Source organism: Pseudomonas sp. GM17, assembly GCF_000282175.2.
Classification (GTDB): domain Bacteria; phylum Pseudomonadota; class Gammaproteobacteria; order Pseudomonadales; family Pseudomonadaceae; genus Aquipseudomonas; species Aquipseudomonas chlororaphis.
Genome location: NZ_CP124732.1, coordinates 3,345,863 through 3,360,717 on the forward strand (window position 1 = coordinate 3,345,863; position 14,855 = coordinate 3,360,717).

9 protein-coding genes and 1 pseudogene are annotated in these 14,855 nt (G+C 62.9%); 6 read left to right on the plus strand and 4 right to left on the minus strand.

Annotated elements, in window-relative coordinates:
• Window positions 1–25 precede the first annotated feature (25 nt).
• The 3 genes from PMI20_RS15215 to PMI20_RS15225 are packed head-to-tail and all read right to left on the minus strand — an operon-like array spanning window position 26 to window position 3,489.
• The gene (locus PMI20_RS15215) at window positions 26–2,305 is read right to left on the minus strand and encodes a TonB-dependent receptor (RefSeq protein ID WP_007925522.1); all 2,280 of its coding nucleotides are present in this window, start codon (window positions 2,303–2,305) and stop codon (window positions 26–28) included.
• A 24-nt stretch (window positions 2,306–2,329) separates the two neighbouring features.
• The gene (locus PMI20_RS15220) at window positions 2,330–3,079 is read right to left on the minus strand and encodes an energy transducer TonB family protein (RefSeq protein ID WP_007925523.1); all 750 of its coding nucleotides are present in this window, start codon (window positions 3,077–3,079) and stop codon (window positions 2,330–2,332) included.
• Window positions 3,080–3,081: 2 nt separating this feature from the next.
• A complete protein-coding gene (locus tag PMI20_RS15225) occupies window positions 3,082–3,489 on the minus strand; it encodes an ExbD/TolR family protein (RefSeq protein ID WP_007925526.1) in 408 nt (135 codons plus the stop codon).
• 189 nt (window positions 3,490–3,678) lie between these two features.
• Here PMI20_RS15225 and PMI20_RS15230 point away from each other — a divergent pair.
• Window positions 3,679–3,810, plus strand: a pseudogene (locus tag PMI20_RS15230) (GNAT family N-acetyltransferase); the annotation flags it as partial.
• 35 nt (window positions 3,811–3,845) lie between these two features.
• Window positions 3,846–5,423, plus strand: a complete 1,578-nt coding sequence (locus PMI20_RS15235) for an alkaline phosphatase D family protein (RefSeq protein ID WP_007925530.1) — start codon at window positions 3,846–3,848, stop codon at window positions 5,421–5,423.
• Between the two features lie 116 nt (window positions 5,424–5,539).
• Here the strand turns inward: PMI20_RS15235 and PMI20_RS15240 are convergent, their stop codons facing one another.
• Window positions 5,540–6,379 (minus strand): 5'-nucleotidase, lipoprotein e(P4) family, encoded by an 840-nt coding sequence (locus tag PMI20_RS15240; protein ID WP_007925533.1) that lies wholly within the window; start codon window positions 6,377–6,379, stop codon window positions 5,540–5,542.
• Window positions 6,380–6,914: 535 nt separating this feature from the next.
• Here PMI20_RS15240 and pelX point away from each other — a divergent pair.
• The 4 genes from pelX (at window position 6,915) to PMI20_RS15260 (ending at window position 14,853) form a co-directional block, all read left to right on the plus strand.
• Window positions 6,915–7,847 carry a UDP-N-acetylglucosamine C4-epimerase PelX gene (gene pelX / locus PMI20_RS15245; protein WP_007925536.1) on the plus strand — a complete coding sequence of 311 codons (933 nt, stop codon included), beginning with the start codon at window positions 6,915–6,917 and terminating at the stop codon, window positions 7,845–7,847.
• A 77-nt stretch (window positions 7,848–7,924) separates the two neighbouring features.
• Window positions 7,925–10,735, plus strand: a complete 2,811-nt coding sequence (locus tag PMI20_RS15250) for a bifunctional glycoside hydrolase/polysaccharide deacetylase family protein (protein WP_007925538.1) — start codon at window positions 7,925–7,927, stop codon at window positions 10,733–10,735.
• Window positions 10,713–14,303, plus strand: coding sequence for a tetratricopeptide repeat protein (locus tag PMI20_RS15255; protein ID WP_007925541.1), 3,591 nt, complete (start codon window positions 10,713–10,715; stop codon window positions 14,301–14,303). Before PMI20_RS15250 ends, PMI20_RS15255 begins: the two co-directional genes overlap by 23 nt.
• A gap of 28 nt (window positions 14,304–14,331) precedes the next feature.
• Window positions 14,332–14,853 (plus strand): hypothetical protein, encoded by a 522-nt coding sequence (locus PMI20_RS15260; RefSeq protein WP_007925542.1) that lies wholly within the window; start codon window positions 14,332–14,334, stop codon window positions 14,851–14,853.
• Window positions 14,854–14,855: the final 2 nt, after the last annotated feature.

Consider the following 14,855-nt stretch of genomic DNA (forward strand, 5'->3'; position numbering starts at 1 on the left):
CATTCTTCGATATGGCGGATGACGATCAGAAATTCGCTTCCAGGGAGACGGTCACGGTCCGTTCCAGGCCCACGATGTAGGCCGGGTCGCCGTCACGGAAACCGCCGTAGGGTGCGGCGTTGGTCTTGGTGGTGTACACGCCGTCCAGGTACTTCTTGTCGAACAGGTTGTCGACGTTCAGGCGCAGGGTCGCGTCCTTGACCACTTTCTTGTCCACCGGCAGGTAGATACCGGCGCCGAGGTTGAACACGGTGCGTCCGGAAATGGCTTCGTCGTTGGTCAGGTCGCCATACAGCTTGCTGGTGTATTTGCCGCCGAAGGTGCCGTAGAAGCGCCCGTCGTCGTAGCCGACGTTGGCCGCCAGCATGTTCTTCGGCACGTTGGCGAACTGCTTGCCGCTGGTGGGCAGGACAATGGCCTTGCCGGCGTTGTAGACAGTCAGGTCGTCCTGCTGCTCAGCGCGGGTGTAGGTGTAGGAGGTGTAGTAGTTGAAGTGGTGGGGCAGCAGGCCGCTCCATTCCAGTTCCAGGCCGCTGTTGTCGACGGCGCCGGCGTTGATGTCGGCGAAGTCGCCGTTGATGTCCCTGGACGAGACCTGGCGGTCCTTGAACTGCATGTAGAACAAGGTGGCGGCCAGGGTCATGTCGTCGCCGCTGTAGCGCCAGCCCAATTCGTGGTTCCAGCTGGTTTCCGGCTTGGAATCGATGGAGCCGACACCCTGGTCGTAAAGCACGTAGTTCTGCGGGATACGCATGTTGCGCGACAGGCTGTAGAACACCTGGTCGCGCTCGTCGATCTGGTATTTCAGGCCGACGTTGGGCAGCAACTTGTTATAGGTCTGGTGACGCTTTTCCGGCTGTTCGGTGAGGCTGCCGTGGTTGCTGCCGTCCCGCTTGACGTTCATGTAGGCCAGGCCCGCCACCAGGGTCCAGTCCGGGGCGAAATACCAGGTGTCCTGGGCCCAGACTTTCTGCGCCGGGGTAATGGTGAAGCGATCGCGACCCTGGACCTTGTTGCCATTGGCGTCCACCACGTTATCCGAATCCGGCCAGGTACTCTCCGGCTTGCCGTTGCTCTTGAGCGGAATGAACGGCTGGGTCTGGCTCTGGCGCGCACGCTCATACCAGTAGCCGAATTGCAGGCTGTGGTCACCCAGGTCCCAGTTCAGCTTGGTGGTGATGCCCGGACGCCAGGTCTGGGTCCGCGAAGGGCGGTAATAGACGCCGCTGGTGGAGGAGCCGTCGGCGTTGTACTGGGCGGCGGTCTGCAGGTTGCTGAGGTCGAACACGCCGCCCCGGTTCGAACCGCTGTTCAGCGCATAGCTGGAGGCGCCCACGCCGCTGCCATTACCCCAGTAGTAATACGGGATGACCGACAGGGCCAGGTTGTCGGCCAGTTTGAATTGCGTGTTGAGCACCGCGGTAAAGGTCTGGAACGGGTTCTGCGCCAGGGCGTAGTAGCTGCTGACCTTGCCGTTGCTGCCCAGGGCCGGCGTCGAAGGGTAGGGGTCGTACTTGCGACCGTTCTGCTGGAACTGGGTCTTGGTCAACTGGCTGTAACTGTTGTTGTCCTGCTCGTGGTACTTGAGGATCAGGTTGGCCGTGTTGCCGCCGCCCATGTCGAAGAAGCTGTTCCATTCCACCTTGTCCGCCCGCACCGCGCCGTCGCCGCGCCATTTCTCGCCTTCGGTGTGGGACAGCGAAAGCCAGTTGCTCAGGCCGTTGACTTCGCCGGTATTGAGCCGGGCGAAGGTCTTGAAGGTGCCGTTGCTGCCGGCCACCTGCTTGACGAAGGCGCCGGTTTCCTTGGTCGGGCGGATGGTCACGATGCCGATGTTGCCGCCGCTGGAGCCGATGTGCGGGCCATCGGCTTCGGCCGCGCCCTGGGTGACGAATATCTGCTCGATGTTTTCCGGGTCGCCCAGCAGGTTGGAGTACAGCGCGTAGTTGCCGGAGTCGTTGATCGGCATGCCGTCCACCGACATCCCCACCTGGTCGGAGTTGAGCCCGCGCATGGTGAAGCGGAAACCCGAAAGCCCGGTGGCATCTTCGCTGGAGATGTTCAGGCCCGGGGTGTATTTGAGTTTGTCGACGGCGTTGCCGGTGGCGGTCTGTTTATCCAGCGCCTCCTTGGTCACCGTGGAGCGCGCCTTGACGCTCTCCTCCTGGACCATGTAGCCACCGCCCGCCGTGGCCTTGCCTTGCACGCCAATGGTGCCGACGTCGCTGTCGCTGGTGTCTGCCATGGCGATCCCATGGCCCATGCTCGCGGCAACGAGTGCCAGATGAATCCGGGTGAACTTCATCACTGTCGTCCTGCTGTTGGGTGCTTACTGCACGCTGTAGTTGAAGGTGGCGGTGAAACGTTGCTCGTTGCGCCCACCGAAGGCTTGCTCGGGGAACGGCTTGACCTGCTTGATCCGGCGCAGGCTGTTGGTGGCGGCCCGGTTCAGCAGCATGCTTGACGCCTGGGTCTGGATCCCGGAGTCGAGGACGCGACCCTGGCGATCCACCAGCAACCAGACCACCACCTCGCCACTGGGGCGTTCGAGGGACGCCTGACGTCCGGTGGGGTATTGCTTGTAGGTGTCCAGCTCGTTGCGCAAACCTTTGAGATAGCCGCCTTCCAGGGCCTGGCCGTCGACTTTCGGCGGGGCAGGTGGCGCAGGCGTCGGTGTCGGTGTCGGGGCGACGGCGGGCTGCACGGGTTTGGCGGAGGCCGGCGGCGTGGGTGTCGGCGTTGCCTTGGCGGCCACGGGCGCTGGCTTGGGCAGCGGTTTTGGCTTGGGCTTGGGTTCAGGTTTCGGTTGTGGCTTTGGTTGTGAGCTGGGCGGCGGCGGTGGAGGAGGGGCCGGCTCGGCTTCCTGGTCTTCGATGACCGGCGGCGGCGGTTCCTGTTCCACCACGGGCTCGGGGACGGCCTCCGGTTCTGGTTCGACCAGGGCAATTTCAACCGCCGACTCGTCATACACCGGCTGCACTTTCAGGGTTTGCGACTGGATACCCAGTGCAATCAGCACCAGGGCGATCAGGGCCGGGACACTGCCCAGCAACTGACGCGCACGAAACAGGGCGTACATGATCAGGACTTGCGCGTGGCGATGGAGACCGAGGTAAAGCCACCCAGGCGCAGGGTGTCCATGACCTCGACCAGGCGGGAGACTTCCACGCCCTTGTCGCTGTTGACGATGATGGTCGACTTGCTGTCAGGCTTTTGCGCGGCCTTGAGCGCCGGCACCAGGGCTTCGACGCTCAGGTCCTTGCCATCGAGCTGCAACTGGCCTTCCAGGCCCAGGGTGAGGATGAACTTGTTCTGCGGCTTGAGCTGTTGCGAACTGCTGGCGCTGGGCAACTGGGTCTTCATGCCCAGTGCCGGAATCACGTTCAGGCTCACGAGTACGAAAAACACCAAGAGGAACATCATCACGTCGATCATCGGGATCAGTTCGATGTGCGCCTTGCGTTTTTTCGGTTCGTCCCAGGTTCTCATTCCGTTACCCCGTCATTGATTAGGGGCGCCACGCTAGCAACGGAAAATGACCGATTGGTTAACTTTAATTTAAGCTTTTAGGTGTCTAGGACGCGGATTTCAGAAGAACCGTCAGTCATTTTTTGACGGTCATGAAATTGACATGCCGGGGGCGCATTTTTGCGCATTTATCCGGCGAGCCCCCCCGACATGAGCGCTGCACTTCCTTCGTTACTCACCCCGCGACTGGCGCTCAAAGCGCTGCAAAAACACCAGGCCGAGACACTGTTCGAGCTGGCCAACGGCCCCGGGATCGCTGACAACACCGCAGCGATTCCATCGTACGAACTGTTGCGCGCCGATTGGCAGCCCGCATCATGAGCGACGATATCCGCAAGCCGGTGGATTCGGGCCGTCGCCGGGTGCTGTCGGGCCTGGCGGTGGCGACGGCTTTTTCGATCCTCAGCCCCTTCGCCCGTAGTGCCGGCATCGACTACCCGTTCACCCTGGGCGTGGCCTCGGGCGATCCGCTGCCGGATGGCTTTGTCATCTGGACCCGCCTGGCGCCGTTGTTCAACGCGGCCGATGGACGTGGTGGCTTGAACCGTTCGGTGCCGGTGCGCTGGCGGGTGGCCAGTGACGCGGCGATGAGGCGGATCGTGAAACAAGGCGAAGTCATGGCCACTCTGCGTTTCGCCCATTCCGTCCACGTCGAGGTCGCGGGGCTGGAGGCTGGGCGGCCCTATTGGTACCAGTTTGAAAGCCTCGGGGCGCAGAGTCCGACAGGGCAGTCGCGCACGGCTCCGCCTGTGCACGCGATGGCGTCGGCGCGGCTGGGCTTTGTCTCCTGTTCTCACTGGGAGCGCGGCTACTTCAGTGCCTACCGCCACTTGGCCGCGGAGCAACCTGACCTGGTGTTCTTCCTCGGCGATTACATTTACGAAAAATCCTATGCGCCCGACTCCGGCAAGATCATTCGCCCCCACAGCAGTGACGAGGCGCTGGACCTGGCGGGCTATCGCAACCGCTATGCCCAGTACAAGACCGATCCTGACTTGCAGGCGCTGCATGCCAGCGCGCCCAGCGTGGCGACCTGGGACGATCACGAAGTGCAAAACGACTACGCCAATCGCTGGTCCCAGGATCCGGGGACTCCGGTAGCCGCGTTCCTCAAGCGGCGAGCGGCGGCCTATCAGGCCTTCTACGAACATATGCCATTGCGCGCCACCAGCCTGCCGCGGGGGCCGGACATGCGCATCTATCGGAACCTGGACTATGGGCGACTGGCCCGATTCCATGTATTGGACGGCCGGCAGTACCGCTCCGAGCAACCGTGCATTGCGCCCAATGGCAGCCATCAGGGGCATATCGCCGAAGACAGTTGCCTGGATTTGCGCGACCCCGGGCGCACCATGCTGGGCTGGCAGCAGGAAGCCTGGCTGGACCAGGGCCTGGCCCGGTCCCGGGCGCAATGGAATGTGATCGCCCAGGACCTGCTGGTGGCGCCGCTGCTCCAGCACGTCCCGGCGAGCCAGGCGCTGGGGCACTGGACCGACGGTTGGGACGGCTACAGGGCGACTCGCGAACGGGTGCTGGCCTCCATCGAACGCCGGCGAGCCAGTAACCCGGTGTTCTGGGGCGGCGACATTCATTCGTTCTGGGTCACGGACCTGCATGCGCGCGCCCATGACCCTGACTCGCGGATCGTCGCCACTGAATTCGTCGGCACCTCGGTCACGTCCGACGGCCAGTCGTTCAACGCCATCCTGCCCTTCAATCCCCATGTAAGGTTTTTCGAGAACCGCTGGCGGGGGTATGTGGCGGTGGAGCTGGAAGAACGGAAGATGCTGACCCACCTGCGGATCATTTCCGATCCCCGGGACCCGTATGCCAGTGTCTCGACCCTCAAGTCCTTTGTGGTGGAGTCCGGGCGGGCGGGGGCGATTGCGGTCTAGTCAGTTCCACTCAAAATGCTGGCAGGGCCAATCATTTTGAGTGGATATGCAGCGTTCAGAAGGTTGCGAAAAAACGCCGGTTTTCGAACGGCGCGGGCAGGGCAGGTGGCCCAGGATTACTGCTTTGGTTGCCAGGCTGTCGATTCGGCCGCCGCCTTGAACCTGGCGCGGTTTTCCGGGGTGGCCGGGGGCTCGGAGTCACCGAAGATCGCCTTGAGCCAATGGCCGTCGGTAGGGTTGGGGAAGAGGACGAACTTGCGGCCGAACTGCTCTTTGTCTTCCGTCATCAGGCTGTTGCGCTGCTTGACGTCCGCGACGTAGTACTTGCGTTTGAAGTCATTGAGGTTGTCGCCCAGCATGACCACCACTTCGTAGTCCTTGGCGATTTCCGTTTGCCGTGGCTCTTTGTTGGAGCTGTCGCGATAGACCGTCAGGTGTTGTTCATCGGCAAACGGCAGCTTGTTCTTGCGCAAGTTGGCCAGCGCATATTCCTTGGTTTTTTCGCCCTGGTCGCGGCTGGTGACGTAGAACACCTCGACCCCCTTCGATTGGGCGTAATTCAAGAACTCCACTGCCCCGGGCGTGGCGACCGGGCCATTGTCGGCGACCCACTGGTCCCAGGCGCCGTCATCGAAAAACTCTTTCCCCGAATTGATCATGTAGCCCCAGTAGCTGTTGCTACCCAGCACGGTATCGTCGACATCGCTGATGACGGCCAACGGTCGGTCGCCGTCCTTGCGGGCTTGCAGGGCCTGGTCCAGACGCATCCTGGCGATGTTGAAGCCTTGGTAATAAAGCGCCTCGAACTCAGCCGCCGTCTGCTTCCAGGCAACCGCCGCGGTCAAGAGATTGGAGGGGGAACTGGCAGCCTCTTCGGCAAAGACAGGCGTCCACTGGAACATCAGAAGCGAGAAGAGCGCAGGGGTAATCAAGGCTTGGTTTATTTTTGATTTCATACTCGATACCTGAATGGAAACGGAGCGGGTAAATACGCAGCAGGGCAAAGATGGCGCCGCGCTGACCAATACCGCCAAGGGGTTCTATAGCAGTCGGGGGCCCCACTCAATACGGGTGTCGTGTTTTGAGATCAATGAGGCGTGATTCCGACTCAGGTCTCGCATGCGGAGGTTCAAGGCGAGCGCGTCGCCTTGAAGATGAGTTTTCCATTGCCAGGGGCAAGGGGAACCCAGAGCCCCAGGAATGTGCGCGTCAATATACTGACCTTTTTTTAAGCTCACAGCCTCATCTTAAAATTTAGACGGATTATTGACATGATGGCATTCGTCTCCCAGTATCCGCTTCTGTTTGCGTCATTTAACTGATGTTTTTTTGACGCCAGTCTTCTGAAGCCCTCCAGGAAAAGGCGATACAGCCTTTGTTAAAGAGCAGGTATCCACGGAAATATCAGCCATAAGGCCAACAGCCATGGCTCATTTTCGTGGGGGTGCCGGTTTTAGACGATGGGGTTGCGATATTTTTTAGGGATGATCTATGTCTGCCAAACGAGTACTGGTAACCGGGGGGGCTGGCTTCATTGGTTCCCACTTAGTGGATGCGTTGCTGGCAAGAGGCTATGCCGTCCGGGTTCTGGACGATCTCTCTACCGGCAAGGTCAGCAACCTGCCGATGGACTGTGCGGCCTTGAAACTGGTGGTCGGCGATGTCGCCGATGCCGCGACCCTCACTGAAGCCATGCAGGGGTGCAGCGCGGTGGTGCACTTGGCGGCTGTCGCTTCGGTCCACGCCTCGGTCGAACACCCGGCAGCTACTCATCGGAGTAATTTCATTGGCACGCTGCGGGTATGCGAGGCGATGATCGCCGCGGGCATCCGTCGAGTGGTCTTTGCCTCCAGTGCCGCGGTTTACGGCAATAACGGGGAGGGCACCCCGATTGATGAAGACACGCCCACGTCCCCCCTGACGCCTTATGCCGCGGACAAGCTTTCCAGCGAGCACTACCTGAATTTCTATCGTCGCCAGCATGGACTGGAGCCGGTGATCCTGCGCTTCTTCAATATCTTCGGGCCCCGCCAGGACCCGTTGTCGCCGTACTCCGGGGTGATCAGCATTTTCAGCGAGCGGGCGAAAACCGGACGGCCGATCGTGGTGTTCGGCGATGGCGAGCAAACCCGCGATTTCGTCTATGTCGAAGACCTGGTGAAGATCCTGCTCCAGGGCCTGGAACACCCCCAGCCCGCGGCTGATGCCACCAATGTCGGTCTCGGCGGGGTCACCACGCTCAATGACCTGATTACGGCCCTGGAACGGATCAGTGGCAAACCGCTAAGCGTGAGTCATGCCGCTGCCCGCTCGGGCGATATCCGGCATTCCAAGGCCGACAATCGCCGCTTGCGCGAACGCTTTGGCCTGGGGTCGCCAACCACCGTGGCTGAAGGCCTGGCACGGCTTTACCACAGTCTTTAATGCCACGCCTTGCGGGCCCGGTTGCAGAGGGCTCGCGGGTCCGGTATCGCGCGGATTGATCTACTCAAGAGTGATTTATGGACATCAAGTTTCGCAGGGGGCGTGTTTGCAAAGGGGTACGGCGGCTGTTTACCGCGCTGGCGTTGTGTGCGACCCACTCGGTGGTGCAAGCCTCGCCGGCGGCGCCCACCAGTGTCGGGTTCTGGTACGCCGATCGGCCACCGCTTCAAGAGTTGGCGCAGTTCGAATGGGTTGTGGTCGAGCCAGGCCATATGAGCACCGCCAATGTTGCCACCTTGCGCGAACTTGGCAGCCAGCCGTTCGCTTACCTGTCGGTGGGTGAGTTCGATGGCGACCGCGTCGCCCTGGACAAAGCGTCGCTGACCCGCAGCGCAAGCACTACGCGTAACAAGGCCTGGAACAGCCAGGTCATGGATATTTCGACGCCGGCCTGGCGCGAACATCTGTTCAAGCGTGCCAAGGCGTTGCAAGGGCAGGGTTATGCCGGTCTGTTCCTCGATACGCTCGACAGCTTTCAATTGCTCCCCGAGGCTCATCGCGAACCGCAACGCAAAGCCCTGGCATCGTTTCTGCGGGAACTGCACAGCCGCCAGCCGAACCTCAAACTGTTCTTCAACCGGGGCTTCGAAGTGCTGGGCGAGCTCGATGGCGTTGCCTCGGCCGTGGCCGTCGAATCGATCCATGCCGGCTGGGATGCCTCAGCCAAGCGTTATCGCCCGGTTTCCGAGTCCGACCGCAACTGGCTTGAAGGTGAGCTCGAGCCACTTCGCGCGAAAAACATGCCGTTGGTGGCCATCGACTACTTGCCGCCCGACCGTCGCGAAGAAGCGCGCAAGCTGGTTCGCCAATTGAGCCAGGAAGGCTTTATCCCGGTGGTCACCACCCCGGACCTCAACGCCATCGGCATGAGCACCGTGGAAGTACAGCCGCGGCGCATCGCCATGCTCTACGACCCGCGCGAAGGCGAACTCTACGATCACGCCGGGCACCGGATGCTTGGCGGTCTGCTGGAATACCTGGGCTATCGGGTGGACTATCTGCCGGCCGATGCCAGTTTGCCGTCCCACAGCTTCGCCGGCCTGTACGCCGGGGTGGTGGTGTGGATGACCAGCGGCCCACCCCAGGACAGCCGTGCCTTTAATGGCTGGATTGGCCAACGCCTGGACGAACAGGTGCCGCTGGCCATCATGGCCGGCCTGCCGATCGAGGATCGCGCATTGCTCAAGCGCCTGGGGCTGAACCTCGCGGCGCCAGGGGCTCGCGGCGCACTGCGAGTGCTGAGCCAGGACAAGGCCTTGATCGGTGGCTTCGAGGCGCCGGTAGTGGCGCGCACCCGAGAGCTGACCCGTGTGACGCTGCTGCCCGACGGGCCGCAACCGGCCCTGTTGCTGGGGGATGAGCAGGGCGGCAAGTACGCCCCCGTGGCCATCGGCACCTGGGGGGGCATGGCCCTGGCGCCTTATGTGGTAGAGACCAATGTCGAGCGCAGCCGCTGGATTCTCGACCCCTTTGCCTTTATCCAGAAAGCCCTGCGCCTGCCGGCGCAACCGCGCCCGGACACCACCACCGAGAACGGCCGGCGGATCGCCACGGTGCATATTGACGGGGATGGCTTCCCATCCCATGCCGAAGTGCGCGGCACCCCTTATTCCGGGCGCCAGGTGCTGGATGACTACATTCGTCCCAACCCGTACCTGACCTCGGTTTCGATCATCGAAGGGGAGGTCGGGCCCAAGGGCATGTCGCCGTTCCTCGCCAGGGAGCTGGAGCCCCTCGCCCAGGAGATCTTTGCCGATCCCAAAGTCGAGGTTGCCAGCCACACCTACAGCCACCCGTTCTACCTGCAGCCGGAAAAGGCCAGGCAGGACGAGGACTTCCACGCCGAATACGGATTGCGCCTGAACATCCAGGGCTACAAGACCCTGGACTTCAAGCGCGAGATCGTCGGTTCGCGGGACTACATCAACAGCCGCCTGACCACTGCGCAGAAGCCGGTGAAGTTGCTCTTCTGGCCGGGGGATGCGCTGCCCAGCGCCGAGACCATCAAGCTGGCCTACGACGCCGGGCTGAAAAACGTCAACGGCGGGCAGACCATCCTGACCAAAGCCAATTCGTCGCTGACCGGCCTGTACCCCTTGTTGCGTCCCACCGAAGGCGGCTTGCAGTACTACGCCCCGGTGATCAACGAGAACATGTACACCAACCTCTGGAAAGGCCCGTATTACGGCTTTCGCGACGTCATCGATACGTTCGAGCTGACCGACAGCCCACGGCGCTTGCGCGGCATTCACCTGTACTACCACTTCTATTCGGGCACCAAGCAGGCGTCGATCAAGGCCATGGCCAATATCTACCGCTTCATGCGCGGCCAGCAGCCCTTGTCGTTGTGGATGAGCGACTACCTCGATCGGGTCCATGGCCTGTACCAGGCCAGCCTGGCCCGCACCGCCAATGGCGACTGGCAGGTCCGCGGCATGGACGGCTTGCGTACCCTGCGCCTGGACCCGGAGCTGGGCTGGCCGGATCTGGGGCGTTCGCGGAACGTGGCCGGTGTCCGCGATCTGCCCCAGGGCCGTTATGTGGCCTTGAGCGGCGACCATGCGCTGCTGGCCCTGCGGCCCGAGCGTGACCCGCGTCCGGCATTGGAGCTGGCGAATATTCCCTTGCGTGACTGGCGTTATGTGAGTGACCGACAGGTGAGCTTCTCTTTTGCCGGCCAATTCAACCTGGAGTTCTCGGTGCGTTCGGCCAGCGCCTGTCGGGTCGAGGTCCGGGGCCAACGTTATGCCGGCAAGTCCGAGCAGGGCCTGTGGCATTTCCAACTTCCCATGAAGCAGGTGAGTGATGCCCAACTCTTCTGCAACTAAGGCGCCACGCGCACGGCTGCTCAACCCCTGGGCATTGCTGCTGGTGGCGATGGTCGTCGGCGTGCTGCTGTGGGCGACCTATCGCAACGAAGATACCTTCCGTCCCACGCTCGGCCCCCCGGACGAAGTGTCCGCCAGCTATGCCGAGGTGCTGCTGGCGGCCCATCCGGAAAACAATGAATTGCGCACCCAGCTGCTCGACCTGCTGATTCAGCTGGGCGATTACCCGAGGGCGGAAAAACACCTGGCCGAATGGCCGCAGGCCGATCCAGCGCTGAAGTCCTACTACCGCCTGCAACTGGATGCCCTGGCGCTGACCAACAGCACCGACAGTGCAGCGTTGCAGGCCCTGGCCGAACGTTTCAAGGCCTTTGACTACAAGACGCTGCCATCCCCCCAGCTCGAGCGCCTGGCCACGCTGGCCTTGAGTGTCCAGGCCCCGGGGCTGGCCGCGGACACCTATGCCGAACTGGCGCGTCGCGATCCAGGGCAGCGTGAGCATTGGCTGCCCGAGGCGGCGAAGTGGTACCAGGCCAGCGAGCAACCCGGACGCGCCGCCGACCTTTATGTGCAGTTGCTCGATGCCAGCCAGACGCCTGAAGCGCGTCGCCAGTTCCTGCAGGGAGCCTTCAACACCCTGGTGGCGGCGGATCGCGGCGCTCAGGCGGCCCAGCTGTTGGCCCGGGAACTGGCCGCCCAGCCGGATGCGCAATTCGATGCTGCGCTGCTTGACCGGGGCGTCGATGTGGCTGTAGCGCACAAGCGTCCGGACCTGGCCGAGTCATTTTTCATCGCATGGCGCAAGTCGCAGCCCGACAACCCGGAAATCCTGGCCAAGGAGTTCAGGCAGCGACTGGCCTTCGGTGACCTCAAGGGCGCTCATGCGGCGGGCTCGCAACTGCTGGAGCAACATCCGGAGGATCCGTTGCTGCTGGAGCAGATGGCCCATCTCGCCGAATGGCGGGGCGACTCGGCCTCGGCGCTGGGCTACTGGATCAGCCTGAGCAAGCTGCGGGACAACCCGGCCGAGTTCGAGCACACCTGGCGCCTGGCGATGCAGAGCTACGACTTTGACCGGGGCATTCCGCTGCTGGCGGGGATCATGGACAGCCGGGCCCTGAGCAATGTCGAACTCGATGCCCTGGTGTACGCCGAAGAATCCCGGGGCACGCCCGAGCAGGCGGAAAAGTGGTTGCGCCGCTATGTCGCCAAATACCCGAAGCACCGCCTGGCCTGGGTCCGCCTGTTGCAGAACCTGGAAAACACCGAGCAGTACCCACAGCGGCTGGCGGTCTGGAAGAACTTCGCCAGCCGTTATCCGTTGACCAGCGCCGAGCGGGTGGACTGGGCCAACAACCACCTCAAGCTGTTTGACAGCCAGTCGGCCTGGAAGGTGATCACCGCGGTCGACGGCAACAAAATCAACGACCTCGACTACTGGCAGTCCCGTGCCGCGCTGGCCTGGGACCTGGAGTCGGACGATGAGCTGCAGCTCGCACTGGAGAAGATGCTGGCCATCAAGGGCTCGCTCAATACCGGCGACGAGAGTGAGCTGATCGCCCTCTATCGCACCCGCGATCCGCGCAAGGCCTTGCAGCTGACCGTCGACAGCTGGCGCCAGGGGCACAATCCGCGGCGCCTGGTCGCGGCCCTGCAACTGGCCCAGGAGCTTCAGGACTGGCCATTGGTGATCGATCTGCTCAAGGAGGCTGACCAGTACCCGGAAGCCGCCGACTATTCCCAGGTCCTGGCAGCGCGCGGGGCGCTGCAGGTCCACCAGGGTCATCACGACGAGGCCCTGCGCCTGTATCGCCTGGGCTTGAGCCGCTTCCCGGAGGACAACACCTTCCGCGAACGCCTGATGTGGCTGTATGTCGACCTGGGGCGCACGGGCGAGATCAAGCCGCTGCTGCAGCAATGGCGTTCCCTGGCGCGCGGTGACAGCACGCTTTGGCTGCCGTTTGCCGCCGCCAGCCAGTTGCTGGGGCGCAATACCGAGGCCCTGGCCTGGTACCGCTTGTACCTGCAAGCCAATCCCCGGGACTGGATGGTCCAGGCGGCCTATGCCGATGCGCTGGAAGGCGCCGGTTATGCCGACTCGGCCCAGCGCCTGCGGCTCAAGCTCAATCGTCAGGTGACGCCCGAGCAGATCCGCGCCACGCCCCAGGGCTATGCGACCTGGCTGCGTCTGGTGGCCAGCAGCTACTCGTCGCGCAAGGCGCAGAACAAGGCGATGCAGTGGCTGGACGGCTCCAGGCCGATGCTGCAGCTGTGGTTCGAGCAAATGCTGGTGCGCCTGGATGACATCAATCAGTCGGCGCAGAAGGATGACTGGCTGGCCTGGGCCCGCGCCCGTGGCCTTAAGGTCAGTCGCTACGAACAGATCCAGCAAGCCCTGCGCGGCAACAATCGCCAAGCCCTGGAACGCCTGGTGGCCAGCGATGGCCTGGACCCGGCGCAGCGGGTCGAGGCCCTGAACAGCCTGGGGCGTGGCGGCGAAGCGCTGGCCGTCGACCTGTCGGCGCTGGGCGAGGACCAGCCTCCCGCGATCCGTGAGCAATTGCGGCGCCAGGCCATCGAGATGACCGAGCGCACACCCCAGGGCGTACAAATCGCCTGGGAACGCCAGGACTATGGCGGACTGGTGTTCAACGGCCCGCGCCTGAGCGCTGCGCGTTACCTGAATGACGACTGGTACGCCAGGCTTGTGGTGGAGCAGGGCCGATACAGCGGCGACACCCTCGATGAATCACACCTGGGCAACGAGACCAATACCGGATTGACCTTGCAGCGGCAGTTGGAGGACGGCAACTACACGCTGATCTTCGACAGCAGCCTGCGCAAGGACGATGACCGCAACGGCCTGGGCGCCAGCCGCACCTGGCAGGTGGACAGCGGCAACGAACTGGACGTCGGCGCCGACTGGCATCGTAAGAACGAGGACAGTGGACTGATGCGTGCCTTCGGCCAGCAGGACGATGTCTGGGTCGGCGGGCGGCATCGCTATTCGGCCCGTGACCAGTTGTCCTGGAGCCTGGCCCAGCGCTGGTTCTCGACCCGCAGCGGCGATGACCTGGGCAGTGGCCAGGCATTGAAGATCGAGTTCGACCACACCTTGCAGTTCGAAGGACCGAACTGGGCATTGCGCAGCGGCATCGATTACCAGCAAAACAGCCTGGACCACCGTTCGCTGCCCAATCTGGCCAATACCCTGGGCGGGGGCATCGACCTGGCGGGGGCCGGCCTCGAGGATCCGAACCAGATCACCAGCCAGACCCTGCTGCAAAAGCGCTACGGCCAGCTGTTCTTCGGCAGTTCGTGGCGGCGTGGCTTCCCGGGGGCACTGAACCGCACGCGTGGGCAGTACACCTGGCTGGTAGACGTCAGCTCAGGCTGGCAGTGGACCGACAACACCATCAACTACGCCGTCAGTACCGGTGTCGGCACCGAGGTGATAGGGGATGACGAATTGGCGGTGACCTTCGGCTACCAGTCGGCCCCACAAGGCGGAACGGGCAAGTCCGGGGGCACGGCAGGTGTCAGCTACAGCGTCCGTTTTGGACGCTGATCATGGAATTCAAAGAGGAGTGAACCTTATGCAATCCATTCGTTGCGTGAGTCTGGCGATGGTCGCCTTGCTGATGGCCGGCTGCAGCAGTTTTACCGGTCAGGACAGCCCCGAGCTGTCGAAATCCGCCCGCTGGGGCGTGTTGCCGCTGGTCAACTATTCCCAGACGCCCCAGGCCGGCGAGCGCAGTGAGCAGATTCTGCTTAGCGTACTGAGCAGCCGGGGCCTGCAACCCCAGGTCTACAACGGCGCGGCGGGGCAGGGCGAACAAGCCCTGCTCGACGATAACGAGCGCTTGGCCGGTGCCATGGATTGGGCTCGCGAGCAGAATCTCGACTATGTGGTGTCCGGCAGTATTGAAGAGTGGCAGTACAAGAACGGCCTGGATGGCGAGCCGGCGGTGGGCATCAGCCTGCGGGTGGTCGAGGCGGGTACCGGCAAGGTGCTCTGGAGCAATAGCGGCGCCCGTGCCGGCTGGTCCCGCGAAAGCCTGGCCGGCGCGGCGCAGAAGGTGCTCGACAAGCTTGTCGGTGGCCTCAGGATCGAGTGACT